This window comes from Koromonas soli (genome assembly GCF_059726265.1).
Genome location: NZ_AP040872.1, coordinates 1876556 through 1901891, shown reverse-complemented (window position 1 = coordinate 1901891; position 25336 = coordinate 1876556). Strand labels below are relative to the sequence as shown.

The 25336-nt window shown below is 56.9% G+C and carries 23 protein-coding genes; 16 read left to right on the top strand and 7 right to left on the bottom strand.

From position 1 onward, the window contains the following. Positions 1-40: 40 nt before the first annotated feature. Positions 41-526 carry a GNAT family N-acetyltransferase gene (locus tag AC6IY8_RS08290; protein WP_497778323.1) on the top strand — a complete coding sequence of 162 codons (486 nt, stop codon included), beginning with the start codon at positions 41-43 and terminating at the stop codon, positions 524-526. Between the two features lie 39 nt (positions 527-565). Here the strand turns inward: AC6IY8_RS08290 and AC6IY8_RS08285 are convergent, their stop codons facing one another. Then, the gene (locus tag AC6IY8_RS08285) at positions 566-883 is read right to left on the bottom strand and encodes a carboxymuconolactone decarboxylase family protein (RefSeq protein WP_497778322.1); all 318 of its coding nucleotides are present in this window, start codon (positions 881-883) and stop codon (positions 566-568) included. Positions 884-990: 107 nt separating this feature from the next. Here AC6IY8_RS08285 and AC6IY8_RS08280 point away from each other — a divergent pair, with 107 nt between their 5' ends. Next, a complete protein-coding gene (locus AC6IY8_RS08280; protein ID WP_497778321.1) occupies positions 991-1632 on the top strand; it encodes a nitroreductase family protein in 642 nt (213 codons plus the stop codon). A gap of 29 nt (positions 1633-1661) precedes the next feature. Here AC6IY8_RS08280 and AC6IY8_RS08275 read toward each other — a convergent pair whose 3' ends face one another. Continuing rightward, complete coding sequence (locus AC6IY8_RS08275) at positions 1662-2063, bottom strand: YidB family protein (RefSeq protein ID WP_497778320.1); 402 nt, start codon at positions 2061-2063, stop codon at positions 1662-1664. A 65-nt stretch (positions 2064-2128) separates the two neighbouring features. After that, on the bottom strand, positions 2129-2632 hold the full coding sequence (locus AC6IY8_RS08270; RefSeq protein ID WP_497778319.1) for a DinB family protein: 504 nt from the start codon (positions 2630-2632) through the stop codon (positions 2129-2131). Between the two features lie 125 nt (positions 2633-2757). On the opposite strand from AC6IY8_RS08270, the gene AC6IY8_RS08265 reads away from it, so the two are divergent. The 7 genes from AC6IY8_RS08265 (at position 2758) to AC6IY8_RS08235 (ending at position 12040) form a co-directional block, all read left to right on the top strand. After that, entirely contained in the window at positions 2758-3282 is a 525-nt protein-coding gene (locus AC6IY8_RS08265) for a CBS domain-containing protein (protein WP_497778318.1), read from the top strand. A gap of 29 nt (positions 3283-3311) precedes the next feature. Then, positions 3312-3779 (top strand): twin-arginine translocation signal domain-containing protein, encoded by a 468-nt coding sequence (locus AC6IY8_RS08260; RefSeq protein ID WP_497778317.1) that lies wholly within the window; start codon positions 3312-3314, stop codon positions 3777-3779. Positions 3780-3785: 6 nt separating this feature from the next. Next, positions 3786-4454, top strand: coding sequence for an alpha/beta hydrolase family protein (locus AC6IY8_RS08255; RefSeq protein ID WP_497778316.1), 669 nt, complete (start codon positions 3786-3788; stop codon positions 4452-4454). A gap of 620 nt (positions 4455-5074) precedes the next feature. Then, entirely contained in the window at positions 5075-6721 is a 1647-nt protein-coding gene (locus tag AC6IY8_RS08250) for a glycosyltransferase family 4 protein (protein WP_497778315.1), read from the top strand. Positions 6722-6801: 80 nt separating this feature from the next. Beyond that, positions 6802-9171, top strand: a complete 2370-nt coding sequence (locus AC6IY8_RS08245) for a capsule assembly Wzi family protein (RefSeq protein ID WP_497778314.1) — start codon at positions 6802-6804, stop codon at positions 9169-9171. Between the two features lie 110 nt (positions 9172-9281). Then, positions 9282-11738 (top strand): SLBB domain-containing protein, encoded by a 2457-nt coding sequence (locus AC6IY8_RS08240; protein ID WP_497778313.1) that lies wholly within the window; start codon positions 9282-9284, stop codon positions 11736-11738. 137 nt (positions 11739-11875) lie between these two features. Further along, complete coding sequence (locus AC6IY8_RS08235) at positions 11876-12040, top strand: hypothetical protein (RefSeq protein WP_497778312.1); 165 nt, start codon at positions 11876-11878, stop codon at positions 12038-12040. Between the two features lie 180 nt (positions 12041-12220). On the opposite strand, the gene AC6IY8_RS08230 is transcribed toward AC6IY8_RS08235, so the two are convergent. The 3 genes from AC6IY8_RS08230 to AC6IY8_RS08220 form a co-directional block, all read right to left on the bottom strand. Beyond that, entirely contained in the window at positions 12221-13504 is a 1284-nt protein-coding gene (locus tag AC6IY8_RS08230; protein WP_497778311.1) for a hypothetical protein, read from the bottom strand. Between the two features lie 295 nt (positions 13505-13799). Then, on the bottom strand, positions 13800-14342 hold the full coding sequence (locus tag AC6IY8_RS08225; protein ID WP_497778310.1) for a DsbA family protein: 543 nt from the start codon (positions 14340-14342) through the stop codon (positions 13800-13802). Between the two features lie 7 nt (positions 14343-14349). Continuing rightward, positions 14350-14850 carry a peroxiredoxin gene (locus tag AC6IY8_RS08220; RefSeq protein WP_497778309.1) on the bottom strand — a complete coding sequence of 167 codons (501 nt, stop codon included), beginning with the start codon at positions 14848-14850 and terminating at the stop codon, positions 14350-14352. A 177-nt stretch (positions 14851-15027) separates the two neighbouring features. On the opposite strand from AC6IY8_RS08220, the gene ilvD reads away from it, so the two are divergent. From ilvD to AC6IY8_RS08200, 4 genes are all read left to right on the top strand, one after another. Beyond that, positions 15028-16755: a dihydroxy-acid dehydratase gene (gene ilvD, locus AC6IY8_RS08215; protein ID WP_497778308.1), complete on the top strand. Its 1728-nt coding sequence runs from the start codon at positions 15028-15030 to the stop codon at positions 16753-16755. Positions 16756-16924: 169 nt separating this feature from the next. Beyond that, positions 16925-18922, top strand: coding sequence for an OPT family oligopeptide transporter (locus tag AC6IY8_RS08210; protein WP_497778307.1), 1998 nt, complete (start codon positions 16925-16927; stop codon positions 18920-18922). 10 nt (positions 18923-18932) lie between these two features. Further along, on the top strand, positions 18933-20279 hold the full coding sequence (locus tag AC6IY8_RS08205) for a hypothetical protein (protein ID WP_497778306.1): 1347 nt from the start codon (positions 18933-18935) through the stop codon (positions 20277-20279). 33 nt (positions 20280-20312) lie between these two features. Beyond that, entirely contained in the window at positions 20313-21455 is a 1143-nt protein-coding gene (locus AC6IY8_RS08200; RefSeq protein ID WP_497778305.1) for an aldo/keto reductase, read from the top strand. 66 nt (positions 21456-21521) lie between these two features. Here the strand turns inward: AC6IY8_RS08200 and AC6IY8_RS08195 are convergent, their stop codons facing one another. Beyond that, a complete protein-coding gene (locus tag AC6IY8_RS08195) occupies positions 21522-22274 on the bottom strand; it encodes an HAD-IIB family hydrolase (RefSeq protein ID WP_497778304.1) in 753 nt (250 codons plus the stop codon). 117 nt (positions 22275-22391) lie between these two features. On the opposite strand from AC6IY8_RS08195, the gene AC6IY8_RS08190 reads away from it, so the two are divergent. The 3 genes from AC6IY8_RS08190 (at position 22392) to AC6IY8_RS08180 (ending at position 25329) form a co-directional block, all read left to right on the top strand. Then, a complete protein-coding gene (locus AC6IY8_RS08190) occupies positions 22392-22862 on the top strand; it encodes a YraN family protein (protein ID WP_497778303.1) in 471 nt (156 codons plus the stop codon). A gap of 20 nt (positions 22863-22882) precedes the next feature. Next, positions 22883-23914 carry a galactose-1-phosphate uridylyltransferase gene (gene galT, locus AC6IY8_RS08185; RefSeq protein ID WP_497778302.1) on the top strand — a complete coding sequence of 344 codons (1032 nt, stop codon included), beginning with the start codon at positions 22883-22885 and terminating at the stop codon, positions 23912-23914. Positions 23915-23991: 77 nt separating this feature from the next. Then, positions 23992-25329 (top strand): MFS transporter, encoded by a 1338-nt coding sequence (locus AC6IY8_RS08180; protein WP_497778301.1) that lies wholly within the window; start codon positions 23992-23994, stop codon positions 25327-25329. Positions 25330-25336 lie beyond the last annotated feature (7 nt).

Genomic DNA, 25336 nt, shown 5'->3' with positions numbered 1-25336 from the left:
GGGGAGACCATGTGGCGCGGGAAGTCATTACAATCGGATCATGTCTGGTACGACGGAATGCGAGGTAACGGTTCGGCCCTTTCGGGCGGGCGATGAGGATGCCTTTAGGCGCCTGAATGAGGAATGGATCACGCGGTACTTTCGTCTGGAAGAGAAAGATCGAAAGCTGCTCGGCGATCCAGCCGTGATTTTGGATGGCGGAGGCCAAATTCTGCTGGCCGTCTGCGGCGACCGCGTGGTGGGGTGTTGCGCCCTGATTGCAATTGGCGAGCGGCAATTTGAGGTTTCAAAGATGGCGGTGACGGCATCGCATCAGGGAAAAGGGATTGGCAGGGCAGTGCTGAGCAGGGCAATCGAGCTGGCACGCGAACTGGGAGCACGAAGGCTTTATCTTGAGACGAACAGCAGACTGCATCCGGCGATAGGACTGTATGAATCGCTCGGATTCAGGCATATGAAGGCGGAAGAGATCACGCCTTCCCCATACGAACGCGCGGATGTTTATATGGAGTTGCTGCTGTCCTGAAATCAGCTTCTCCCGATGTGATTGTGGCGGATTGTCTCGTCAGGCTCGCTGCGCATCCTGATCCTGTATCCATGAAAGTGCGCGCATGGCGGATGGATAGCCGAGAGTGGTGATGGCGAGTACGGTGAGGTGCTCCAGTTCGGCTGGAGTGACTCCGGCATCTAGCGCATGTCGCACGGCCGAGTGCGTGGCGCCCTCGAGGCCCGCACCGATGGCGAGTGCAACCTTGATGAGGCGGCGACTCTTCTCGTCGAGTGGGCCTTCACCGTGGCACTCATCGGCAAGGTTGGAGAAGGCATTCCACACCTTCGGATGATGCTGCCGGAAGTTTTCGTTGTGATCAGACGGTTGCGCCATTGTGTTCCCTCCTGCGAATCAGGAAGTATATCGCACGCAAATGCGAACGCGCCGGAGTGCATTCACATGCAGCTCTGATTGTGCTTCAATGTGCGATTGGAGGACTTATGCGTGCATTTCTAATCTGTGTTGTAGCGGGCATGTTGTTGCAGGGCGCGTTGGCCGCGCAGGTATCGAGCGCAACGGAGAACAAGAAAGTGGCACTGCCGCCGGCTTCGCGGACAGGCGGAATGACGCTTACCGAGGCGCTCGCTTCGCGACGCTCGGTGCGAAGCTTGACGACGACGAAACTGACCTCGCAGGAGATTGCTCAGCTGCTATGGGCCGCGCAGGGAGTTACCGACGCTAAGGGACATCGCACGGCTCCCTCTGCACATGCGCAATATTATCTGCACGTCTATGTCGCAACCGCAGACGGATTATGGGAGTATGCTCCTGGCGAGCATGCATTGCTGCCGCGCTCATCCAAAGATGTGCGTGAGCTGCTGAGCGAGCAGGGAACGGTGAAACATGCGCCTGCGGTGTTGCTGATTACGGGCGAATACGACCGCGCAGGAAAAGGCCTGGGCGAGAAGTTTGTGAATCTGGAAGCTGGCCACGCAGCGCAGAACGTTCTGCTACAGGCGACGGCACTCGGGCTGGGAGCAGTGCCCGTTGGTGGGGTCGATCCGAAACAGGTGCAGCAGGCGACTTCATTGCCAGCGAACCAGACCGCGATCTATTTAATCCCGGTTGGACATGCGAAATAGTTCGCAGGGCCACAATCGAATGGCGCTGCCTAGGCGGACTTTCGTTGCAATAGGCCTGAGATACGCTGCATGAGTGTCGGCTGCTCGGGAACCTGTCCATTGGGGGTGAGGTGATCGATGATGACGGGCAGAAGGGCGGCAAGCGCAACCTTCGCCACGGTGGGTGAAACTCCTGCGCGAGAAGCAAGCTGCTGGAGTTGGTCGGAGCCAAGCCCCTGTTCGGCCTGATCGGGTGAAATAGGCTCGTTTTCACCGGTGCTTACCCAGGAATTCGCTTGTTGGGACATGCCGTGATTCTGGAACCGTTGCAGCAGGCCGCCGAGTCCGCCGGACTGTCCGTTCTGAAGGTGATCGAGCAGCACCTGGGCCACTCCGCTCTGTTCGGGATTGTTTCCCCCGATGCTGCCAAGAATCGATCCTAAGAAGCTCATAGGAACCTCGCTGTTGGGACCGTTGGATGCAGGAATGAAACTCGCTGGCGTAAGAGCTGCCTATATCAATTCTTACCGGCGATTTCGCGCAGCTTCTCCGAGGTAAGTCCATAGAGCGGCGGCACGGCTACTCCGAGAAACCCTACATAGGCGTAGAGCTCTCCCCGATGGTGAATCTCATGCTCGATCATGGAGCGCAAAAGCTTCCAGGTCGTCATGGGAGTGCCATCGGCGGAGGCGCATTTTTGCTGCAATTGCTCGTCGGTGAGGCTCGCCAGCATGGCCATGGATTCGGCGTGCAGGCGCTGCATGAAATCGATGACTTCGTTGTAGTTCCGGGCCAACTCGGGTCCGCAGCCAGCGTAGAGATTGCGTCCACCACAGGCGCACTCGACGAAAACATAACGCTCTGTTGCGACGATGTGGCGCGCAAGATCGCCAAGCGAAAACTTGTCCGGAATCGGACGCCAATCAATCTGCCCGGGAGGAATGCAGGAAACAATGCGCAGGGTGCGTTCGCGAACCCGCGTGAAGTAGTCGAGAAAAGGCGCAATGGTTCGGATTTCCATGCGAGACAGGATATCCCGGACGCGCGAGGCTGTCACCGCAATCGGCGGGCAGGTTGGAGGTGTAACGGCAGAGTTGAACATGTGCGGGAGCGGGTCGCATCCAATGCAGCAGGACAGGTCAAGAGATGGAGAATCATCGGAAAGTGCTGGATGAGCGCGTATCGGGAACGCTGGCCGAGATGCCTCGTCATGCTCGTGTTGAGCCGCTGACATTGCGGAGCATTCTCGACCGGAAGTGTTCAAAGCCATTGATACTGCAAGCAGAAGCAAGCTTGCGTGACGCCCTTCGGTTGATGGCTGAGCACGACGCTCCGGCGGCGCTGGTCATGCGCGGAGATCGAATTGTTGGCATTTTTTCGGACCGCGAATATGCCCGTGTTGCGGCGCAGGCGACAGAGGCTACACCTTTGCGCGAGGTAATGGCCCCATGCGAGGTGTCGGCGAGTGTAGGTGACCCGGTGCAGGAATGTCTGAACCTGATGAAGGACCATCGACTGCAATACCTGGCGGTGCGTGATGGAGAAAGCGTGGTTGCGCTGCTGTCGCGAGAGGATATGCAGGAAGAAATGATTGCTTACCTGGAACACGTGTTGAAAGAGTATGCGCTGGATCAACAGATTGTGTTTCTGCGAGGAACCTATAGCTGTTGAGTGACGCGAGGTGGAGGGGAGAAAGACTCATGCCGGATGAGAACAGGGAAGAGCAGGTGCGGCGCGCCGAAGCCAGGACAGAGCATACGAGGCGCGAGTTTCTGGCAAAAGCGGGTGCGGGGGTGGTAGCGGCTGCGGTGGCGACGAGCGCAGCAGAAGCACAGACCCCGGAGGATTCCAATGCCGTGGACAAGACGATGATGACCATCTTCTTGAGGCACGATGAAACGAAAACGCTGGATGAGATTAACGCTCATCTGGCGAAGACCGGGTTTCAGAAGAACTTTCCGCCCGCAGGGGTGGAGGTGGTGTCCTGGTACGTGATGATGGGAATCGGGCAGGTGGTGACGTTGCGATTCGCCTCCTCACGACTGCGCGAAATAAACCTGCAGATCGAACACGGAGCGTGGGGCGCGTTCCGTACGGAGTTCTACCCCACTTACGATTTCCGTCCGGTATGGGAGGCGTCGCGGAAGGATGATAATGAGCACAGGTAAGGTGCCATGTCGCAGGTAACGGTCTCTGAGTTTATGGATTCGACGCGAGATCCGGAGGTCCGGGGATTTCTGCATCGGCCGGAACAGCCTTCGGGAGATGGACTGGTGCTGGCGCACGGCGCTGGAGCGAATTGCGAATCTGCGCTACTGAAGGCGACGGCGCAAGTGTTTGCTGAATCTGGAGTTACGGTGCTGCGGGTCAATCTTCCGTTCAGGCAGAAGCGTCCGACGGGACCTCCTATGCGGGGCAGCGCGGACCGCGATCGACAGGGCCTGCGATTTGCGGCGGAAGCCCTGCGGCGCGAGGTGCAGGGGCGAGTCTTCCTGGGTGGCCATTCTTATGGAGGCCGGCAGTCAACGATGCTTGCGGCAGACGAACCGGACGTCGCCGAGGGGTTGTTGCTCCTCTCCTACCCGCTACACCCACCGAAAAAAGTGGATCAGGAGAGGACCGCGCATTTTCCCGAACTCAGGACGCCTTCGCTGTTCGTGCAGGGAACCCGCGATGGCATGGGAACGAGCGCGGAATTGCTGCAGGCGATGAAACTGATTCCAGCCAGGACCGAGCTGGTGACGGTGCAGGCTGCTGGGCACGAGCTGGTGAAAGCGCGGACCGCGGAGGATGTGACGCGACAAGTAGTCGAGGCGTTTTTGCGGTTCTTTGTTGCAAGCTGAAGTGAGTTGAACTTGTCAAGAGTTGTAACAGTCAATTAGTAAAGTCCGATTCCCTTTGCGGGCATTTGTGCGTCGGAAAGTCGTATTGGGAATATAGTCCTTTCGTGTTTTTAGCCCTGCGTTGTTACTTTGAGACATTCCCTACAAGTGCTATATTCAAGTTACCGACAACTCACTGATGGGTGGTTACTTAATCGTTAAGCCCATAGCGCTCTGCGGAAGGTCAACTCCCCCATTGACCGGGCAGTCGGTATTTCTTAGTCGTGTACAGCAGGTAAGGGCCAGGTCACAAGAGCCCACTCGAGTGACATGGCGAGATTGCGACGGATGTAAGTTGAACAATCTGGTTTTTGCGGGCTTGAGCTGGAGTTGTAAATCTGATCAAGCAGGTTGCAGGCACTAGGCGGGATTACGTAGTCAATTTCATGTTTGTTTAAGTTGACGTCAGGGCAGTCAAGTTCTATGCTTTCAGCTACTCTCGAACAGAAAAAACCAGTTTGTCGGTTCTGTGGAGCTCCCCCCGCCTCCAATTTCACTGGGAATCACTCGGGCCATGGTTCGGTTGGAACCAACCGAAGTGTAGCGAAAATCACGATTTGCTCGCTGCTCCGAAAGAGAACATGACGATCACATTAGTTTTCGCGGTAGTGACCTCCACAATCTTATCTTTGGTCACGAATGCGGCTATTCGCTGGCTGGCAAAGAGATACGGCTGGGCCACGGGACCCCGCTCGGAAAGACACATCCATCGCAAGCCGATACCCCGGCTGGGTGGAGTCGGGATTTTTGTATCGTCGCTTATCACCATCTCGGGCATGTCGCTGCTGGCGCCTGGATCGGTTCCACGGTTTGTGTTAGCGGCATTTATACCGGCATCCGCGATGTTTGCTGTAGGCCTGTGGGACGATATCCGGCCATTGTCGGCGAAGGTTAAGCTGTTGGTTCAGATCGGCTGTGGGGCTGCTCTGTTTCAGGTAGTTCACGGCACTCCTTTGGGACAGACGTTTGGCGGGCACCGTCCGATTGTTTTTCTGTTGGCGGCTATTATCTGGACCGTCCTTGTCAGCAACTCGATTAACCTGATTGACGGGATCGATGGTCTGGCAGGCGGGACAGCGGCACTTTCTCTTGCTGCTGTCGCCATCGTCTCGATCAGATCCGAACAATGGGGCATCGTGCTCACATCGGTCGTTCTAGTGGGATCGCTTCTCGGATTCCTGAGATTTAACCTGAATCCGGCGAGCATGTTCCTTGGGGACGGAGGAAGTCTGTTCCTAGGATTCATGATCAGCGCTTTGGGGCTTTCCTGGAGCGGCTCGCAAGCGGCAGCGGCCACGGTGATCGTTGCTGTGGCGATTCTTGCTTTGCCTTTGGCTGAGACGGGAGTATCGGTTACTCGCAGATTCTTGAGCGGACGTCGAATCTTTGAGCCCGATCGGGAGCATATCCATCACAAGTTGCTGGACAAAGGATTCTCGCAGCGGCAAACCGCGCTGGTACTTCACACCGTTTCGCTTGTGTGTGGCCTAGCAGGCATCGGAATCGCGACGGGACACATTGTGGTAAAGATCGTGTGCTGTGTCGTGTTGGTCGCGGTGCTCGTGACCGGAGTGGTATCGCTCGGCTATATGGAGTTTCGTGAAGTCGGGCGCATGTTCTGCAGGCTGATCGACCAGCGCAAAGTGCTGGCAAATGATGTGGCATTGAGGCATCTGGGACAGCGCATTAAGAAATCACGATGTTTGGCCATGATTGGGGATGAGTTGGCTGCTTCCCTGAAGACGATCGATTTTGACGGGTGTCAACTGATTTTCAATCCGGCGGTTGTCAAGGGCATTCCATCCTGTAAGGCCAGAGCCCAATCCATGACGTGGGGCTACACGAAGGAAACACGCCCGTACGATCCTGCCTGCTTCAGGGTTGGTTTTGACTTGAAGAGCGAAAGATACGGAAAGCTTGGCTGGGTGATTCTTTCACGCAGGTTGGATCGGGAGAACGTGCTGTTTGATTCCCAGGTGCTCGTGCGGGAACTGGTCCCGTCGATCGTCTCCGGACTGGAGCATTGCATGGAAGGTTCTTGCAAAGAGGGTGCCGTGTCAAGAACAGTTTCGCCTGGCTTTATGGCGCCGTTGTCTCCTCAGCCAGTCGGAGTGTCGAGCGCTGCTGCAAGCAGTGTTATGTCGGTCAATTTGCGTTGTAATGGCGAGCATTCGTCGGAAGGCTCCTCCAGGTTAGGGCAAGTACGCGGGCAATCATTCACTTCGTAAGAAACTCGAGGGAATCCTGCCAGGATATAAGCAAGTGAGTCGGGGGATCGGTGTTTTCTAAAGTCTCGAGTTTTGTATTGATGTTGTCGTTACTATGTGGAGCAGTCGTTGGGCAGGTTCAGTCCAATGGTGAAGACGCGAGCAATTCTCAAGGACAACAGTACCAAGGCAGTGTTCGAGGCGACGCCAAGCGTTTTGCATTGAACATCGTGGATGACCAGAAGTTCATCTGGACAAGCCCATTCCGGCTGAAACTTCAGGATGCTAGTTGGCTGGTTCCGATGGCCGGAATTACGACCGGGCTGATCATGACGGATCGGACCGCCTCGCACGAGATCGTTCGCAATGGACATCAACGGCTGAGCAACGACTTCTCGAATGCCGGTCTTGGAGTGCTGGGGCTGGCAGCCGGATCCATGTATGTGAGCGGACTCCGCAACGGGAACAGTCAATTGCGTGAGACGGGGCTGCTCTCGATGGAAGCGGGCGTCGATGCATTGGGCGTTGATGAAGCCTTGAAGTACGCGTTCCGCCGTCAACGGCCTTTGGACGGAAACGGCACAGGACGGTTCTTCCAATCAGGCGGAGCGTCCTTTCCCTCCGGACATGCGGCGATGGCATTTGCGCTTGCGACCGTAATTGCTTCCGAATATCCCGGCCCCATGACAAAGCTGCTGGCGTATGGAACTGCGGCTGGCGTGAGCCTGGCGAGGGTGAGCGCGCGACAGCATTTCCCCGCGGACGTGCTGGTTGGCGGAACAATGGGTTATCTAATCGGGCGCAGTGTGCAGAAACGGCATCATGATGCCTCACTCGACCGCTTCGGAACCTTTGAAAATGAACCTTCGCCACTGGCGCTCTCAAGCATGAGCTCAACCTACATAGAGCTGGATAGTTGGATCTATCCGGCGGTAGAGCGCCTGGCTGCGCAGGGAGTGGTGCGTGGCGAGTATATAGCACTGCGTCCGTGGACGCGGCTGTCGGTATATCGCATGCTGGCTGACATCAACCGCCAGACTCTCGATAAGCAATCGGCTGCGCTGGTGGATTCGCTGACGAGCGAACTGGAAAGGGAATCCGGACTTGCAGAGGGCAAGCTCAATCGTGGAATTGAGCTCGATGAGGTGTACAGCCGTACACAGTACATTTCAGGAACGCCGCTCAATGATGGTGTTCACTTTGGGCAGACGATCGCCGACGATTTCGGGCGGCGCTATGGTCATGGCTGGCAGCAGATCAACGGCTTCGAGGCTAGAGCAGAGCAGGGTCGCTTTTCCTACTACGTGCGTGGCGAATATCAGCACGCCCCGGCAGTTCCTGGTTACTCGAGCGATGTGGCGCAGATCATTGCTACGCAGGACAACACTCCGGTACAAAGTTACAGCGCGCAGCCGGCGTCGAATTCATTTCGCTTGCTGGATACGTATGTCTCGATGCATTTGCTCGGGCATGAAGTCTCGGTGGGAAAGCAGAGCTATTGGTGGGGAACGGACGATAGCACTTCGATGATCCTGAGCAACAACGCTGAGCCGTTCTATTCTCTTAGGATCAATCGCACGACTCCACTGTATATACCGCTACTGTCGCGCCTGGTTGGGCCTTTCCGCTGGGACAACTTCTTCGGCAAGCTGTCGGGGCACCAGTTCCCCGGTCAGCCATTCTTCTACGGGCAGAAGATCAATTTCACCCCGACGAGGAATCTGGAGTTTGGGTTCTCGCGGAATGCTGTGATTGCCGGACAAGGGCCGGGCGGCTCTCCGCTGACGCTTGGAAACTTCTGGAAAAGCTTCACGAGCACATCGAGCGGAACCTATCAGGCGACAGGACGCAACGTTCTGGGAATGCGCCACGCAAGCTTCGATTTTCGCTACCGGGTGCCGAAGCTGAGGGACCGGGTGACGATCTATGCGGACTCAGCGATTCATGATGATGTTTCGCCTGTCGCTGCTCCGCAGAACGCTGTAGTGACACCCGGGATTTACCTTGCGAAAATACCAGGTATTCCGAAACTTGATTTACACGTGGAAGGCGGGACGACGGATACAACGGATCCGCGTGCCAAAGGCGGAAAGCTTTATTACTACGAAGGCATTTACCGCGATGGCTACACGAATAAGGGGGACTTGCTAAGTTCCTGGCTGGGGCGTGAAGGAACGGGCGGGCAGGCGTGGGCAACCTACTGGTTCAACCCGGAAAGCACGCTCGTCGTCGGTTACAAGACAGCCAAGGTTTCTCAGTATTTTGTGCCGCAGGGAATAAGTCAGACCGATGTCTTTGCGAAATTGCGTTATCAACGGCACAACGGTCTGGTATTGCAATATCTGCTGCAAGGCGAACGCTGGAACGCTCCGGCGATAGCGTCAACGCCACAGATTAACTTTGTAAGTCAGATTCAGATCTCATTTCGTCCGAGTAATTGGGGCCTACCCAGACATTCACCGGAAAGATAGCGAAGAATATCGTGTTACGTACATCTAAGAATCGTTTATTGCTGGCAAGCACACTACTGTTGGGTCTCTGTACGGGACTCGCGCAATTATCGGATCAGAGAACCACTCAAATGCCTTCGCAGATCTCGGTTCAGCCGAATTCTGCCTTGGCAGGGTTGGCTGAGAGGGGAACGACAACACCGAGTACTGCAAGCCAGACGACGATACGCGTGGATGACAGAACGCAGCAACCGTTGAATGGCAGTGAGCAGACACAGGGGACAACAATTCTTCCGCCCGAGCGTCCAACCGAGTTCCAACTGCTTGTGGAGAGCTCAGTGGGCAAACGGCTTGGGTTATTCGGATACAACCTGTTCCAAGGTGTCCCAAGCACATTCGCTCCGCTGGACCATATCGCAGTGCCAGCAAATTACGTGATCGGGCCCGGCGACGAATTGATGATTCGCGCCTGGGGACAGATTGATGTCGATGCAAAGGTGAGAGTGGATCGCAATGGGCAAATCTATCTGCCTAAGGTCGGAGCGGTTTCGGTAGCGGGTGTCTCCTATGACAAGTTGCCGCAGCATCTGACGGCCGCTGTGGGACAGGTTTTCAAGCGTTTTGAGCTTAGGGTCACACTTGGAGAACTACGCTCGATTCAGGTATTTGTTGTGGGTTATGCGCGGCGGCCGGGAAGCTACACCGTAAGCTCCTTGAGTACGTTGGTGAACGCGCTGTTTGCTTCGGGCGGTCCTTCCAATCACGGATCGATGCGACGGATCGAGTTAAAGCGCGGTGATCGGGTCATCACGGAATTCGACATCTATGACCTGTTGTTGAAGGGAGACAAGTCGAAGGACGTAGTTCTACAAGCCGGCGACGTGATTTATATCCCGGCCCGCGGTCCGCAGATCGCTATCTCGGGGAGCGTAAACTTCCCTGCGATCTATGAACTGAGGGGCAAAGCGACTCTTGGTGAAGAGTTGGAAGTCGCGGGTGGCTTGAGCAATGTGGCGGATGGGCAGCGCGTAGTCGTTGAACGCATCGAGAATCGCACGACCCGCAAAGTGGATGAATTTACCCTCGATGCCACTGGCCTTACCCGCGAGCTGCACGACAGCGACTTGGTTCGCGTTCTTTCGATATCACCAAGATTTGAAAACGCTGTTACGCTGCGCGGAAACGTCGCAGAACCGGGCCGCTATCCGATGCGTCCGGGTATGAGGATACGTGACCTGATTCCGAATAAGGAATTCCTTCTTACCCGCAATTTCTGGAACATGCAGAACGCCGTCGGCAATCCACAAAAACCAGACTTTGGAACCGAGACCCGCCGGGGAGGAGGGCGTCAGTTGGGAACCGATCTGGAGTCGGAGGAAGACGGCGGTTCGCAACAACTTAGTTCTCAACTGTATAACTCACAACAGCTCGCTTTGGGTGCGTCGCGAACACAGAATTCACGACAGCCCAATGCAGGACAGCTCAGTGCCGAGCAACTTGGTGAAGGCCAGCTCGGTGCAGGACAGCTTGGTTCCGATTCGTCCTCGACGAATGCAAATGGTGATCTTCGGAATGGCTCTCGCCGGCCATTTGTGGCAGGGCAGACAGGACTTCGCAACGATGTGAAACGGAGCGCACCCGAAATCAACTGGGATTATGCAGTGATTCAGCGCCTGAATCCGGTTGACCTGTCGACATCGCTGATTCCGTTCAACCTGGGCAAAGTAATTCTTGAAGGCAACGAGGAACAGAACATTCCGTTGCAAGCGGGCGATGTCATTACGATTTTCTCGCAGTACGACATGGCCGTACCGAATGAGCATCAGTCGAAATTTGTGAAGCTCGAAGGAGAGTTCAAGGCTCCGGGTGTGTACAAGGTGAACCCGGGTGAGACTCTACGCTCACTGATTGCGCGCGCAGGAGGCTTGACGGACAAGGCTTTTGTTTTCGGATCGCAATTTACTCGCGAATCTGCGCAGAAGCAGCAGCAAGACAGTTTGGATCAACTAGTACGCGAGATGGAACTGGAGTCGAATCGGGAAGCCTTGAACCTGTCGAAGACTTCTCTGGATCAGCAGAGCGCTTTGACAGCGCAGGTGGAAGCACAACGAGCCCTTATAAACAAGCTCCGCGATGTGAAAGCGACTGGGCGCATTGTGCTTGAGATTGCGCCGACTCGGACGGGAGTCGATTCCTTTCCGGACATGGAGTTGGAAGATGGCGACGACCTGCTGGTGCCACACAAGTTTGTAATGGTGAACGTGGTAGGAGCGGTTTACAACCAGAACTCGCTGATGTATCGGGACAATCGCAGAATCGCCGATTACCTGAAGCTCTCGGGCGGCGGGACGCGGGATGCTGACATGAAGCATGTCTTCGTCATCCGTGCTGATGGGAGCGTGCTCAGCAAGGCGAACACATCGGGTATGTGGTCGTCCAGCCTTGGATCGATGCGCGTGATTCCGGGAGATACGATCGTGGTTCCAACGCGGCTCGATAAAGGAGCTGTCATGCGCGGAATCAAGGACTGGTCACAGATCATTGGACAGATTGGGCTTGGAGCCGCAGCGATCAATGTGTTGAGGTAAGGGACGGCCTCCGTTTCAATCAAATAAAGAGTTTGTAAGATTCACTTCTCATCCTCATCCTCTGTGTGCAAGCGCAGAGGGTGAATTTGTTTGTGCCTCCTTGCATAGCGGATTGAGTGATGTTGAAGAGGAATCAAATGATCGCCTCCATGGAGCGGGCGCGCGCGAGCAACCCCGTTCTGCTCAAGGTGGTGATGTTCTCAAGAAGCCGGTCGGGCTGGCGGAATATGTTCGGTCACGCACGACGGATTCCGCAACGCGCAGGGACGCGCAATGTTTTCGATGGACTTCGCGTGGAATGAGTACGCACTGCGCGATCTTGGCAATACCGACAACATTGGCATAACTGGCGACTTGCCAAAACGCTCGAAGCTAAGCGGCGGATCAGAAAGCTCGGTCTTAATTCAGAATCATGACCGGCTCGTACAAAATGAATAAGGGCTGGCCCGGTGGCCAGCCCATTGGTTGTCTTCTGGTGATGGTTACCAGATGGTGAGTTTGGAGTTCTCGACCCATTCGTGGTAGCCGCCACCGGTGGCGTTTACGTCGAGTTGCCACTGGACGCCGACGTTATCACCCCAGGCAAGGTACTTCGCAGGCTGGGTCTGGTTCACGGTGTAGGCCTTTCCATCAACCACGAGAGTTTTGTAGGTATAGGTGTGGTTGGTGTGATCGGTCGTCATGTACCACTGAATGTGATGCCAGGTTCCACTGGTGAACTTGGTGCAGGGGATGGTGGTGTGCAGCCAATGCCCGGTGTATTCGTTCCAGGTATCCCACACGCCCGCGGCGTAGTTGCATTGAGTGCCGATCATGTAGTTGTAGCCGTTAACGAACTGGAAGGCGTCGTATTCGAGTGCCTGCGCGTATTTGGCAGTGTTGGCATCCACCTGGACGTAGAAGTCCCAGAGGAAGTTGGTGGCGGTGTTGTTCGATCCCAGATGTTTCCACCAGAGAGCATTGCCCCAGACGCCGTCATGATACAGCTGCATGCTGTTTCCGTCCATCGAGGGAGAGCTCTGGTTGAAAGCCTGCCAGTAAGCGCCCGATCCGCTGCCGCCTGCACACGCCGCAGTATTGCAGGAGCCCCAGTTGGAGTTCATTTCTTCAATCTTTGTGAAGACCTTGGCGGTTGAGGGCGGGGTTGGCAAGCCGGTCGAAGGTGTGGGCGTGGAAGTGGAACTTGAGATCGTTGTTGTGACGGTCTTGTCCCCAAAAGCGCCGGTCGCGTCCCAGGCGCGAATCACAAGAGTATGCGTACCCGCCGCGGCGCTGATGCTGGTGCTGATGCTGCTGGCGGCCGGTCCGACATAAACATCCTTGCTGTCGAGGTAAACGTGCCATCCCACGATGGGCTGAGAGCTGGAAGCGGTGGCGGAAATGCTCAGCGGAGAAGCGGTGGAGGAGCTAGCGACGGGAGAAGCCACCTGGACGGAAACTCCGGTGGTAGCCGCTGCGACCGTCGTCTGCACAGACTGCGTACCGTAGGCTCCGCTGGTGTCCCAGGCGCGGATGACGAGCTGGTGGGTGCCTGTTGATGCCTTGATATAAGTATCGATCGTTCCGCTTGCCGGTCCCGTGTATACGTCGTTGTTGTCGAGATAGACGTGCCAGCCGGTAATTGGCCGCGAGCTGGAGGCCGTAGCGTGAACGTGAATCGGGGAGGTACCAGTGGAGTAGGCCGTAGGCGCACTTGCCTTTACCGAGACTTGGGCGAAAGCTGAAGCTGCAAAAAGGCAAAGGGCTCCGAGCAGGGTTTTCTTCATCAGATCCTCAAAAAGGAAATTTGCCAGCTCGTTCTAGAAGTCCTGTCGAGCAGGGGCTGACCTTTTCAATATCGAGCAATGTCGATATCTGCGAGCGCAGCAAAAACCCTGAGGATTACGAGATAAGAACCGTAGGTGTAAGGCGGATCACCGAGAGAGGTGTTTGTTCAGCTTGAAGGGGAACTGCAGTACATGCACTATTAGGCGGCTGGCAGAGCACTTTGGATTGTGAAGGATGCGTGCGGGTAGCGGAGGCGGCTGCCGAAGGGCTCGCGGCAGCCAACACATGCGTCAGTTAGTGATGATCGGTAGGTGTGCCGATCGCCTCTTCGATGGCCATCAGGAGAAATGGATACTCGAATGGTTGGTCGTGCCGAGTTCCGTTGATGAAGAACGTTGGCGTGCCATTAACGCCGCTTCGGACGCCGCCACTGAATTCCGCCCGGATGCGATCTTCGAATTGCTTCTCTTCCAGCGCCTGGCTGAGCGCGGCAGGAGTGAGTTGCAGTTGCCGGGCAAGGTCAAGATACAGCGCGCCGCTAAGCTTCTCGTGATTTTGGAAGAGCAGATCGTGCATCTCCCAGAACTTGCCGTGGGCCGCGGAGAATTCGGCGGTTTCAGCAGCGGACTGGGAGTTCGGGTGCGATTCGGCCAGCGGAAAGTTGCGGAAGACAAAGCGAAGGCGATCGCCGAAGTGCTTTTGTAAGCGCTTGACGATGCCGCAGGCGCGGGCGCAGTGAGGGCACTCGTAATCGCCGTATTCAACGAGGGTAACTTCAGCGTTCTCGGGGCCTTGGGCGTGGTCGTCGTGCGTAATGGGCGCTCTGAGGGTGGCCATGGCTCTCCTACTTGGGCAGGTTCTCGAGCGCGTCGAGGATACCGTCAGCGCCGGGATTTACGCGGATAGGCGACAGATAGCTCCAGGCAATTACGCCGTCTTTGTCGATCACGAACAGGGCGCGCTCGCAGATGCCGTCGGTTGGGCGATAGGCTCCGTATTGGCGGGATACGGCTCCTTTGGGCTCGAAGTCGGAAAGCAACTTGAAGTGGAGATTGCGCTGTTCGGAGTAGGCCTTGTGAGACCAGGGTCCATCGACGGAGATGCCAAGCAGCTCGGCATTGAACTTCTTGAACTCAGGAAGCACCTCGTTGTACAGGGCAATCTGGTCGCCGCAGGTCGGGCTCCAGTCGGCAGGATAAAACGCGATGATCACGGGCTTACCGCGCAGGCTGCTGAGGGTGACTTTCTCCTGTGGCGAGGACGGCAGGGTGAAATCTGGCGCTTTGGTTCCGGGCGCTAGCAGGGTGGAAGCGGCTTGAGACTCATTGTTGGTCGAGACGGCCATGTGGTCCTCCTGGATGGAAACACTCCTGAGCTGGGCGGAGTACAACTGCTGCTCGTTGAATGGATGCGGGCAGGGCTTAAGAGGCGTTTGTTTTTCTGGTGAAGCCCCGGCGGGAGGTGCTCGATCAGGAATTCAGGGGTGGGCTGATGCAAGCTGTTCAAGTAAACTGAAATGTAAATGAATTCAGGAATCGAAAACATTCGCAAACGCGGTAGCCGTATCGTGGCCGAGGGCGCACACATGCTTCCGGCTGCTTCCCTGATGATGGCCGAAGGGCTGATTGATTCACTGGACGACCTGAAGAAGCCATTCGTCACGGTGATCAACTCGTACACCACGCAGATTCCCGGACATGCGCACCTGGACAAGATTGGCGAGATTGTGCGCGACGAGTTGAAGGCACTGGGATTCAATGTGTGGTACGCGAATGTGGGTGGCGCGGTTTGCGACGGCATCGCGATGGGCCACTACGGCATGAAGTATTCGCTGGCCTCGCGCGAGCTGATTGCGGATGAGATCGAGACCATCATTGGCGCGCATCCCTGCGATGCATGGATTGGAATTGCCAACTGCGACAAGATCGTTCCGGCGATGTACAACGCCATGGCTCGGATCAATATTCCGGCTGTGTACCTGAGCGGCGGCCCGATGCTTGCAGGCCCGGGAGGAACGGACCTGATCACGGTGTTTGAAGGCGTGGGTAAGCACAGCGTCGGCAAGATGAGCGACGGAGAACTCCGCGCGCTGGCCGAAAAAGCCTGTCCTGGCTGCGGAAGCTGCGCCGGAATGTTCACCGCGAATTCGATGAACTGCCTGGGCGAAGTGCTGGGAATGGCGGTGCCGGGGACAGGGACCACTCCCGCAGAGCGCTGGACTGACAAGACATATACAAAGACCGAGCTGAATCCGGAGCGTGTTGCGCTCTCAAAGCGTGCGGCGCAAGCGTTGAAGCGCTGTCTTGAGCAGAACATCCGTCCGCTGGACATCATTACCGAGCAGGCGCTGACGAATGCGTTTGTGCTCGACATGGCGATGGGTGGATCGACGAACACGATTCTGCATACGCTGGCGCTGGCGCATTCGGCAGGGATTCACTTCAACTTGAAGCGGTTGAACGAGATTTCGGCCTGTACACCGAATATCTGTAAGGTTTCGCCGAGCCGTCCGGAGGTTCACATCGAGGACGTGCATCGTGCTGGCGGGATTCCGGGGATACTGAAGGAACTCACCCGTGCTGATTCCGATCTGCTGAAGCTGGATGTGCCGACTGTGGCGGGGAATCTCTCTGATGCGGTGAACGCGGCACCCAACGCGGATGGAGATGTGATTCGCCCGGCGGAGAAGGCTTTCTCCCAGACAGGTGGACTGGCAATCCTGTTCGGCAATCTCGCGCCGAAGGGCGCGGTGGTAAAGGTCGCCGGTGTGCTGCCGGACATGATGGAATTTGAAGGCGCGGCGAAGATTTACGAATCCCAGGAAGACGCGCTGCGGGGCATTCTGGCCGGGGAAGTGAAGGACGGCGATGTCGTCATCATTCGATACGAAGGACCACGCGGCGGCCCCGGCATGCAGGAGATGCTATCGCCGACGGCGGCCATTGTGGGCGCGGGAATTCGCGCGGCTCTCATTACGGATGGGCGCTTCTCGGGCGGAACTCGCGGCTTGTGTATCGGGCACGTGTCTCCGGAGGCTGCGGCGGGAGGTCCTATTGCGGCGGTGCGCGAAGGCGATCACATTTACATCAATGCAAAGACCTGCCAGCTTGAGTTGAAGGTGAGCGATGCCGAGTTGGAAGAGCGGCTGAAAGCACTGCCGAAGTTTGAGCCAAAGGTAAAACGCGGATGGCTGGCTCGTTACCTGCTGCATGTTACCAGCGCTGATATGGGCGCGGTGTTTGAGATCTAGCGCGCAAGATGGCTCGTTAGAGAAATCACCGAAGCGTGCGCTGGATCACGGCGCGCGCTTTCGTGTGTTGTGTAGTGTTTTGCAGTACGTTTGGCAACGAGATCACTGGAGCCCAACGCTGCCAGTCCCAATGCCAGCGAAGTAGTCTCGCGATGAAAGGTTCCCCCTGATGGCCGCCGAAGCCGAAACAAAGTCACTCCCTGCAAATGCCTACAAGCCGCTGGCGCAAGATGAAACCTACTGTCCCATCGTTCCAGCCGCAGCCCGTGAACCGGAACTGACGTGGCGCTCGATCTTTTGGGGCACATTCCTGTGCGTCATATTCAGCATCGCATCGGCTTACTCTGGACTGAAGGTAGGCCAGGTGATGGAAGCCGCCATCCCGATCTCGATCCTGGCTATCGGGTTGGCGCGAGTGTACGCGCGGCGCTCGTCGGTGCTCGAAAACGTAATCATGACGGCGATTGGCGGGTGCGCCGGAGCGGTTGTGGCGGGTGCGATCTTCACCCTGCCCGCGCTTTACATCCTGAAACTCGATCCCAAGCCGGTGCAGACGATCTTTATCTGTGTCGCTGGCGGATGTCTTGGCGTGTTGTTCCTGATTCCGCTGCGCAGGTACTTCGTGCGCCAGATGCATGGGGTGCTGCCGTATCCCGAGGCAACGGCCATCACGGAAGTGCTGGTGACGGGGGAAAAAGGCGGCTCGCAAGCCAAGTTGCTGCTGGAAGCGACACTCATCTCCGGCATTTATGACTTCTTTGTCACGACGTTTGAGGTGTGGAGAGAGACGGTTAGCTTCCAGTGGGTTCCGCTGGTTAAGACGCTTGGAACGAAGGCGCGCATCGCCGTCAGCTTCGATGCAATCAGCTTCATCCTGGGCCTTGGTTACGTCATGGGACTGCGCAGTTCGCTGATTCTCTGCGCGGGTGGTGTGATGGCCAACCTCGTGCTCGTGCCGCTGGTGTTCTTTGTCGGACAGCACGTGGTCGGCACGGTTTATCCGGGCGTGTTGCCGATCAGCGACATGTCGGCCGTGCAGATCTATCGCAGTTACGTGCGCTTCATTGGCGTGGGTGCAATTGCAACGGCCGGAATCTTCGGTATCGTGAAGAGCTTGAGAATTGTTGCGGGTTCGTTTGGGATAGCGCTGAAGGCGTTCAAGCGCGGAGAAGACGCGAACATGGAACGCACCGACCGCGACGTTCCGATGATCTCCATTCTGCTCGGTGTGGTGCTGAGCGCGATTGCAGTGGCGATGCTGCTTGGCAGCCTCAAGGTGTCGTGGACTGTGCTGGGGCTCGGCGTGCTGCTGACCGTTGTGTTCTCGTTCTTCTTCGCATCTGTTGCGGCGAATGCTATCGCCACGACGGCGCGAAATCCAGTGAGCGGCATGACGATGCTGACGATCATTATTTCGTCCATCGTGCTGCTGAGGTTTGGTGTTTCGGGCACGACGGGAATGTTCTTCGTGATGGCTATCGCGGGAATGGTATGCACGGCGCTTTCGGTGAGTGGCCAGACGATTACGGATTTGAAGGCGGGCTATTGGATTGGCTCGACTCCAGCAGCACAGGAGAAGGTGAAGTTTCTCGGTGTTATCGCCGCGTCGATTGCCGCAGGGCTCACGATCGTGATGCTGGCGGGCACGTTCCAGTTTGGCGAAGCTGCCCCGGGCGATCTGCGTCCGGTGCTGGCGTCCCCGCAGGCGTCGATCATGAAGGCGCTGGTCGAGGGCTTCATGAGCCATCAACCGGTCGCCTATGTTTTGTTTGGCGTGGGCGCGATGATCACCATCGCGATGGAGATGCTAGGGCAGCCGTCGCTCATCTTTGCTCTGGGCATGTATCTGCCGCTGGAGTTGAACACTCCCGCTCTGGTCGGTGGATTTCTCTCGCATCTGCTCAACAAGAAGGCAGAGAAGCAGGGAGGCGAGGCGGGGCGCAGCATTCGCGAGCGCGGCGTCATCATCGCTTCTGGTCTTATGGCTGGTGGCGCTCTCGGCGGAGTCTTCGGCGCGGCGTTGCGCCTGTTCCCGTGGTATCGCGAGAGCCTGGTGAAGACGCCTTGGTATGACACGGTTTCTGTTTCGGAATCAGTATCGGCACTGATGTTCGTGGCACTGTGCGTGTACGTGTGGTTCAGTTCGGTGAAGAAAGCGAAGCAGTAAGGAGGCGGCTATGGACGCAGCAGGATGTTTTTGCGCGGATGCGGTGATCGGAATCGACACACTATGGGGCGGAGATGTGATGTGCCCCTCGGGCACGGGACGGTTCATCGCGGACTCGTGGTTCAGCGACGATCCGCTGCCGCTGGCGTACACAACTCCGGCGGCGGCTCGCGTGCGCGAAACTGGCGGCGTCAGCGCGAAGCAGATAGATCGCGCGGCGGTGGATGCATACCTGAAGGAAGTCGATCTGCCTGCGGCCATTGCTGGACTGAAGGGCGAAGCGGCGAAGATCGGCGGACTGCGAGGGAAATATCTAGCAGGTCTGGCAGAGTCGTTGCAGGTGATGTGGGACCTGGCGATGGAAATGTTGGGCTATGGACCGGCCGTGCCTTATGAACGCTGCGTGTTGGCCTCGTCAGGCCGCAAGCCCGAGCCCTCGGATCCAAAGGCAAAGCGCGAGCGTGTAGCGGAATTGCTAGGGCGCGCAGGGCATGAGTCGCACGATGATGCATCGCTGCTGAATGCAGTAGATGCGTGGCGCAAGGATCGCGTGACGCCCATGGCGAGCGTGCGCACACTGAGTTCGGCGGTAATCGCCTACTTCGATCAATTGAGCGCGAAGCACCTCTCGCCGTATCTGCCGAAGGAACTGGCGGATGTGCCGCGAGCAAACATCGACTTCCTTCCCATCAAGGAGGCGTGGTTTTCGGGTTCCATGAACTACGTGGGACGCGCGAGGAATGCGAAGCGCGAACCGGAGTACGAAGCGACGTACGAGATCAATGCTTCGCTGCAGATCTCGGTGCCGGAGTTCTACCAGCTGATCAGCCACGAGGTCGTTCCGGGGCACGTCACGACGTTTGCTTACCTGCAGAACCGGTACGTGAGGGGCGAAGCTGGATTCGAAGCGACGGTGCTGACGATGAACACGCGTGCGGCTGCGCTCTTCGAGGGCATTGCGAATAACGCGATCCTGATTGCGCACGGCGCAACGGAGCTGGAGCAGTTGCCGGACGAAGATATGCAGATCGGGGCTTTGCTGGCTTTATTGCAGGACGATGCGAAAAATCAGTCGAGCTTCCTTACGTGGGGCGAAGGTAAGCCGCAGGCAGAGGTGGCGAAGGTGCTGCGCCACGATTTCCTTGTGAGCGAAGAACGCGCGGATAAGCTGAGCGGTGCGTGGGGACGGCATCCGCTGCTTGGGCGCATGTATCTTCCGGCTTATCGCGCGGGAACGGAGAAGGTTGCGGAATGGCGGAAGAAGTACCCCGCGGAGAAAGCGCTTCCGGTGATATACGGCTGCAAAGGAATGGTGGACGTCTGCACGGCTGAGGAAATTCTGCAGAGTACAATATAGCTGTTGCTGAAATACGGAACGAAGAGGATCGAAATGCAATACCGCAGGTTTGGAAAGCTCGACTGGAAAGTGTCTGCACTTGGATTCGGCTGCATGCGTTTTCCGACGCACGACGGCGATCGGATGAGCCCGAATATCGACGAGGCCGAGGCAATTCGCATGGTGCGTCATGCCATCGACAGCGGCGTGAATTATGTGGATACGGCGTACCCGTACCATGGCGGACAGAGCGAGATTGTTGTTGGAAAAGCGTTGCAGGATGGATATCGCGACAAGGTAAGGCTTGCCACGAAGCTTCCGATCTGGGAGGTACAGAGCGCAGCAGATTTCGATCGCCTGCTCAATGAACAATTACAAAAGCTCCAGACCGATCACATCGATTTCTACCTGCTGCACTCGCTGAACAAGAGCCGGTGGCACGATGTCGTGCTGAAGCACAATCTGCTGGCAGAAGCCAAAAAGGCGCTCGCGGATGGACGCATTCGCCATCTCGGATTCTCGATGCACGACGATTACGAGTGCTTTGAAGAGATTGTGAACGGCAGCGATCTTTGGGCATTCTGCCAGATTCAGTACAACTACATGGACATCGAGAATCAGGCTGGCACTCGCGGCCTGAAGCTAGCAGCGAGCAAGGGGCTGGCGGTCGTCATTATGGAACCGTTGCTCGGAGGGCGCCTGGTTGATCCACCGAAGGATGTGCTCGCGGCGATGGAGAACTTCGCGGTTCGCCGCACTCCAGCGGAGTGGGCGCTGCAATGGCTGTGGGATCAGCCCGAGGTTTCCGTTGTGCTCAGCGGCATGAGCGCGGTGGAACAGGTGGACGAGAATCTGAAGGCAGCCGACACGTCGCAGCCAGAGGCGTTTACGGATGCAGAGCATAAGCTGATTGCGCAAGTAAGGGAGATGTATCGCGCACGCACCGCGGTGCCGTGCACGAAATGCAGCTATTGCATGCCTTGTCCCACGGGTGTGAACATCCCGACGAACTTTGACTTTTTCAACCATGCTCACCTGTTTGATGATGTGCAGGGTGCGCGATTCCGCTACGAGGTGTTTCTCACTCCCGATCAGCGTTCGGGTTCGTGCGTCGCGTGCGGAACATGCGAGTCACTGTGTCCGCAGCAGATTCCAATTATGGAGTGGATGCCGAAGGTTACGGCTCTACTGGCGTAGGGAGTGGAGATGTGAAAACGGCATCGCGTGGGGGATGCCGTTTCCTTTTGAGTTCGCTGCTGAAGACTAGTTGCCGCTAAGACACGCTACGATTGCCTCGATGACGCGCTTGGTTTCCTGTACGTCGCGCACTTGAATGGATAGTACGCCCGCTGCTTTCGGTGGGTAGTCGTTTCCGCCGGGGAAGATGGCGTCGCCGATGAAGATCATTTCATCGAGCGCGATGCCGAGCACGTCGCGGAGCTTGTAAATTCCATAGGCCTTGTCGATGCCAGGCTTGGTCACGTCGATCGAGGTGGTGCCGCCCATTCCGACCGAGAACTCAGGAATGTACGTGTCGAGCAGTGATTTGATCTTAGTGCGTTTGGCGAAGTCCGGATCCCAGTTCTGCTTGGCCGAGAGAGGCGCCTGCTGTCCGAGGGCGGAGAATGTGATCTGGCTGCCGCGGTCTTCGATGATTTCTCCCCAAACCTGTTCGGGCTTGAAGCCGGTCGACTCCAGCGCGCGATTCATCGAATTGATGATCTTCTGTTTCTCTTCAGGGGTGAAGTCTTCGGAGTAGAGCTTATTCCAGTTCCCGTTGGACGACTGGAAGAACTTTGTGCCGCAGGTGGGAAGGAGCAAAAGGTTCTGCATACGTCCGCCAGCAGGGAGATTCGCGACCAGTTGCTTTTCAAATTGGGGCCAGTCGCCGCCGGAAATCACGGCTACTTTGGCGACTCCAAGCAGGTCATTCAAAAGGACGGACATCTCTGAATCCAGAGCCGATTTGCTCTGCGCCAGAGTGCCATCAAGATCAAATACGATCAGCTTCTTCAAAACTTCATCCACCTTTTCAGACGGGATCTGCTCTCAATCTTAAATCATCGCGTTCGTCATAGGCAGAGACACTCGGCGGAGGCAAAGTTGTGCGATAAACTTTTGCACGTGGATAGCTTGAGCATCTCAGAGCGGATTGCCGCCATGTTGCAGCGGGTCGCAAGTGCATTTCGGCGCTTTCGGAGCACCGCGCCTGCTCACCTGCGAACGGGTCGCAAGGGAGAGCAAGTCGCCTACCGCTACTTGCGCCGGCATGGCTACACGATGGTCGCGCGCAACTGGCGATGCAAAGGACGACGGGGCGAGGTGGACTTGATTGGCTGGGAAGGGAAGACGCTCTGCTTTATCGAGGTGAAGACCCGAACGAGCCGAGGAATGGTTGCTGCCGAGATTGCGGTCGATCGCGCCAAGCAAGCCGAACTGCGCGGGATGGCAGCGCTGTTTTTACGCACGCAGCGGCACTGTCCACAGTTCCGCTTCGATGTGGTGAGCGTTTACCTGGAACCGGACAAGAAGCCTCAGATCGAGCTTTTCAAAGATGCGTTTGGTAGGCGTAGTATGAGTGAACAGCGCCGCTTTCCGCGATAAGCGGCGTAAGGGGAACGTGCGTGCCTGAACTCAGAAAAGATCCCATCGTTGGACGCTGGGTGATTATCTCGACCGACCGCGCCAAGCGGCCCAGCGATTTTATGCGTAGCAGGGTTGTGCAGAAGGGCGGGTTTTGCCCATTCTGCCCCGGAAACGAAGCCAAAACGCCTTCCGAGGTGCTCGCCTATCGTCCGAACTCGAATGGTAATGCGCAGAAGAATGGGGCAGGTTGGACTGTGCGCGTGGTGCCCAACAAGTTTCCGGCGCTCGGAATAGAGGGTACTCTCAACCGGCAGGCCGAAGGCATGTTTGACAAGATGAATGGGCTCGGCGCGCACGAAGTGATTGTGGAAACGCCAGAGCACTCGCTTCATCTTGCGATGCAGCCCCAGAGGAATGTTGAGAGCGTCCTGTGGGCGTGGCGTGACCGCATTGTCGATCTGAAGCAGGATCGCCGCTTCAAGTACATCATGATCTTCAAGAATCATGGCGAAGCCGCTGGCGCCACGCTGGAACACCCTCACGCGCAGTTGATCGCGCTGCCCATTGTGCCTAAGCACGTAAGCGAGGAACTCGAGGGCGCGCGCCAGTACTTCGTGATGAAGGAGCGCTGCATCTTTTGCGACATCATGCGACAGGAGATGGAAAATCCTGTGCGCGTTGTGAGCGAGAATGATGACTTCCTGGTGTTCGCTCCGTTTGCGCCCCGATTCCCGTTTGAGACCTGGATTTTTCCAAAGCGTCATGAGTCGGCATTCGAGAATCTCTCATCGCACCAGATGATCAACCTGGCCGCTGCACTGAAGCAACTGCTGATGAAGAGTGAAGTTGCATTGGATAGTCCTGCATACAACCTGGCTTTGCACACGGCTCCCGTGCAGGAGAACTCGCTGGAGTATTACCACTGGCATCTCGAGTTCATTCCGAAACTGACCAACACCGCGGGATTCGAGTGGGGAACTGGTTTCTACATCAACCCAACGCCGCCGGAGGAGAGCGCTAAATTCCTGCGCGAGGCGGAAATACCGGCAGGGCTTGAGCGCATTCGATAGCGGGCGCCAGTTTTGTGAATGAGCAGGAGTTTTCTCCTGCTCTTGTTTTTTGTAGCGCAGCATTTCAGAGAGAGTGGATGGACGAGCAAGATCAGGAATTGAGGAACGAGCACGAAAGCGAGGAGCGCGCTTCGCAACCGCTGGAGACCGTGGCTTCGAGCGAGCCCTTGGCCCCGCAGGTCGGGGGCACGACCGGCGATATGCCGAAGATGATTCGCGCTCTGCGCAATCGCGATTTTCGTTGGTTCTGGGGCGGAAACTTTCTCTCGAACATCGGTACCTGGATGCAGAACGTCGCTATGGGCTGGCTGGTGCTGCAACTCGCGACGCAGAACGCGGAGTTTTGGCTGGGCCTCATCGGCTTTGCTTCGAGCGCGCCGATGCTGGCGTTTTCACTGCTCGGCGGAGTCATCGCAGACCGCGTGGACCGTCGCAAGCTGATGCTCGTCACACAATCGGCAATGATGATCTTTGCGTTCATTCTGTGGGGAGTGACCGCGACTCATCGCATGACGCTGCCGCTGCTCGTTCTTCTGTCATTCACCACTGGTATCGCAATGGCGCTCAACAACCCGAGCTATCAAGCGCTGGTGCCGCAACTGGTGCCGCGCGAAGACCTGGCCAATGCCATCGCACTCAACGCTGCACAGTTCAACATGTCTCGCGTCGTGGGACCTACGCTGGGCGGGTTTGCCATGGCGTGGTTTGGAGTGCAGGGGAATTTTCTGCTGAACGCGCTCAGCTTTGTCGCCGTGCTGGTCGCGCTCATGCAGATCAGCTACCCGCCATTGTATGCGGCAGAGAAGAACACGATGTGGGAAGACTTGAAGGAAGGGCTGCGGTACGTATTCGAGCGCAAGGACCTGTTCACACTGCTCTCGATGACTGCTGTGGCATCGATACTCGTCATTCCATACGTCACATTCATTCCGCTGTTTGCGAAACAGATCCTGCATCTGGATGAGCGCGGCTTTGGATTGCTTATGGCGGCAAACGGTGCGGGAGCTTTTCTGGCTGCGATCACAATGGCGTTCACGCATAACGTGAAACATCGCGGGCGCGTGGTGTTTCGCGCTTCGATTGCCTTCTATGCGTTCGTGGTGTTCTTTGCGTTGTCGCAAAACGAGTGGCTGAGCGCGCTGATGTTGGTGTGCACTGGATATTCTATGATCCTGATGATTGCGACGGTGAACGTGATGCTGCAGCATCTGTCGGAAGACAAGATGCGAGGGCGCGTGATGAGCATCTATGCCACGGCGTTCCTCGGATTCGCACCGCTCGGTAGCCTGATGGCAGGATCGCTGGCGCAAACCTTCACTGCTCCGGTTTCGATTGGCGCAATGGCGTTTGCCGCTATCGTGATCAACAGCGTGATCTACAAGTTGAACCCTGAGCTCAGTGCGCTTCGCTCGTAAGCGCACT

Bases quoted from the DNA above. Each gene is read 5' to 3' on its own strand.
- AC6IY8_RS08265 (WP_497778318.1), top strand. From the start codon at position 2,758: ATGGAGAATCATCGGAAAGTGCTGGATGAGCGCGTATCGGGAACGCTG.
- AC6IY8_RS08290 (WP_497778323.1), top strand. From the start codon at position 41: ATGTCTGGTACGACGGAATGCGAGGTAACGGTTCGGCCCTTTCGGGCG.
- AC6IY8_RS08270 (WP_497778319.1), bottom strand. From the start codon at position 2,632: ATGGAAATCCGAACCATTGCGCCTTTTCTCGACTACTTCACGCGGGTT.
- AC6IY8_RS08275 (WP_497778320.1), bottom strand. From the start codon at position 2,063: ATGAGCTTCTTAGGATCGATTCTTGGCAGCATCGGGGGAAACAATCCC.
- AC6IY8_RS08220 (WP_497778309.1), bottom strand. From the start codon at position 14,850: ATGGCCGTCTCGACCAACAATGAGTCTCAAGCCGCTTCCACCCTGCTA.
- AC6IY8_RS08210 (WP_497778307.1), top strand. From the start codon at position 16,925: ATGGCCGCCGAAGCCGAAACAAAGTCACTCCCTGCAAATGCCTACAAG.
- AC6IY8_RS08205 (WP_497778306.1), top strand. From the start codon at position 18,933: ATGGACGCAGCAGGATGTTTTTGCGCGGATGCGGTGATCGGAATCGAC.
- AC6IY8_RS08250 (WP_497778315.1), top strand. From the start codon at position 5,075: ATGACGATCACATTAGTTTTCGCGGTAGTGACCTCCACAATCTTATCT.
- AC6IY8_RS08285 (WP_497778322.1), bottom strand. From the start codon at position 883: ATGGCGCAACCGTCTGATCACAACGAAAACTTCCGGCAGCATCATCCG.
- AC6IY8_RS08200 (WP_497778305.1), top strand. From the start codon at position 20,313: ATGCAATACCGCAGGTTTGGAAAGCTCGACTGGAAAGTGTCTGCACTT.
- AC6IY8_RS08240 (WP_497778313.1), top strand. From the start codon at position 9,282: ATGCCTTCGCAGATCTCGGTTCAGCCGAATTCTGCCTTGGCAGGGTTG.
- AC6IY8_RS08245 (WP_497778314.1), top strand. From the start codon at position 6,802: ATGTTGTCGTTACTATGTGGAGCAGTCGTTGGGCAGGTTCAGTCCAAT.
- AC6IY8_RS08225 (WP_497778310.1), bottom strand. From the start codon at position 14,342: ATGGCCACCCTCAGAGCGCCCATTACGCACGACGACCACGCCCAAGGC.
- ilvD (WP_497778308.1), top strand. From the start codon at position 15,028: ATGAATTCAGGAATCGAAAACATTCGCAAACGCGGTAGCCGTATCGTG.
- AC6IY8_RS08260 (WP_497778317.1), top strand. From the start codon at position 3,312: ATGCCGGATGAGAACAGGGAAGAGCAGGTGCGGCGCGCCGAAGCCAGG.
- AC6IY8_RS08180 (WP_497778301.1), top strand. From the start codon at position 23,992: ATGGACGAGCAAGATCAGGAATTGAGGAACGAGCACGAAAGCGAGGAG.
- AC6IY8_RS08230 (WP_497778311.1), bottom strand. From the start codon at position 13,504: ATGAAGAAAACCCTGCTCGGAGCCCTTTGCCTTTTTGCAGCTTCAGCT.
- AC6IY8_RS08235 (WP_497778312.1), top strand. From the start codon at position 11,876: ATGATCGCCTCCATGGAGCGGGCGCGCGCGAGCAACCCCGTTCTGCTC.
- AC6IY8_RS08280 (WP_497778321.1), top strand. From the start codon at position 991: ATGCGTGCATTTCTAATCTGTGTTGTAGCGGGCATGTTGTTGCAGGGC.
- AC6IY8_RS08255 (WP_497778316.1), top strand. From the start codon at position 3,786: ATGTCGCAGGTAACGGTCTCTGAGTTTATGGATTCGACGCGAGATCCG.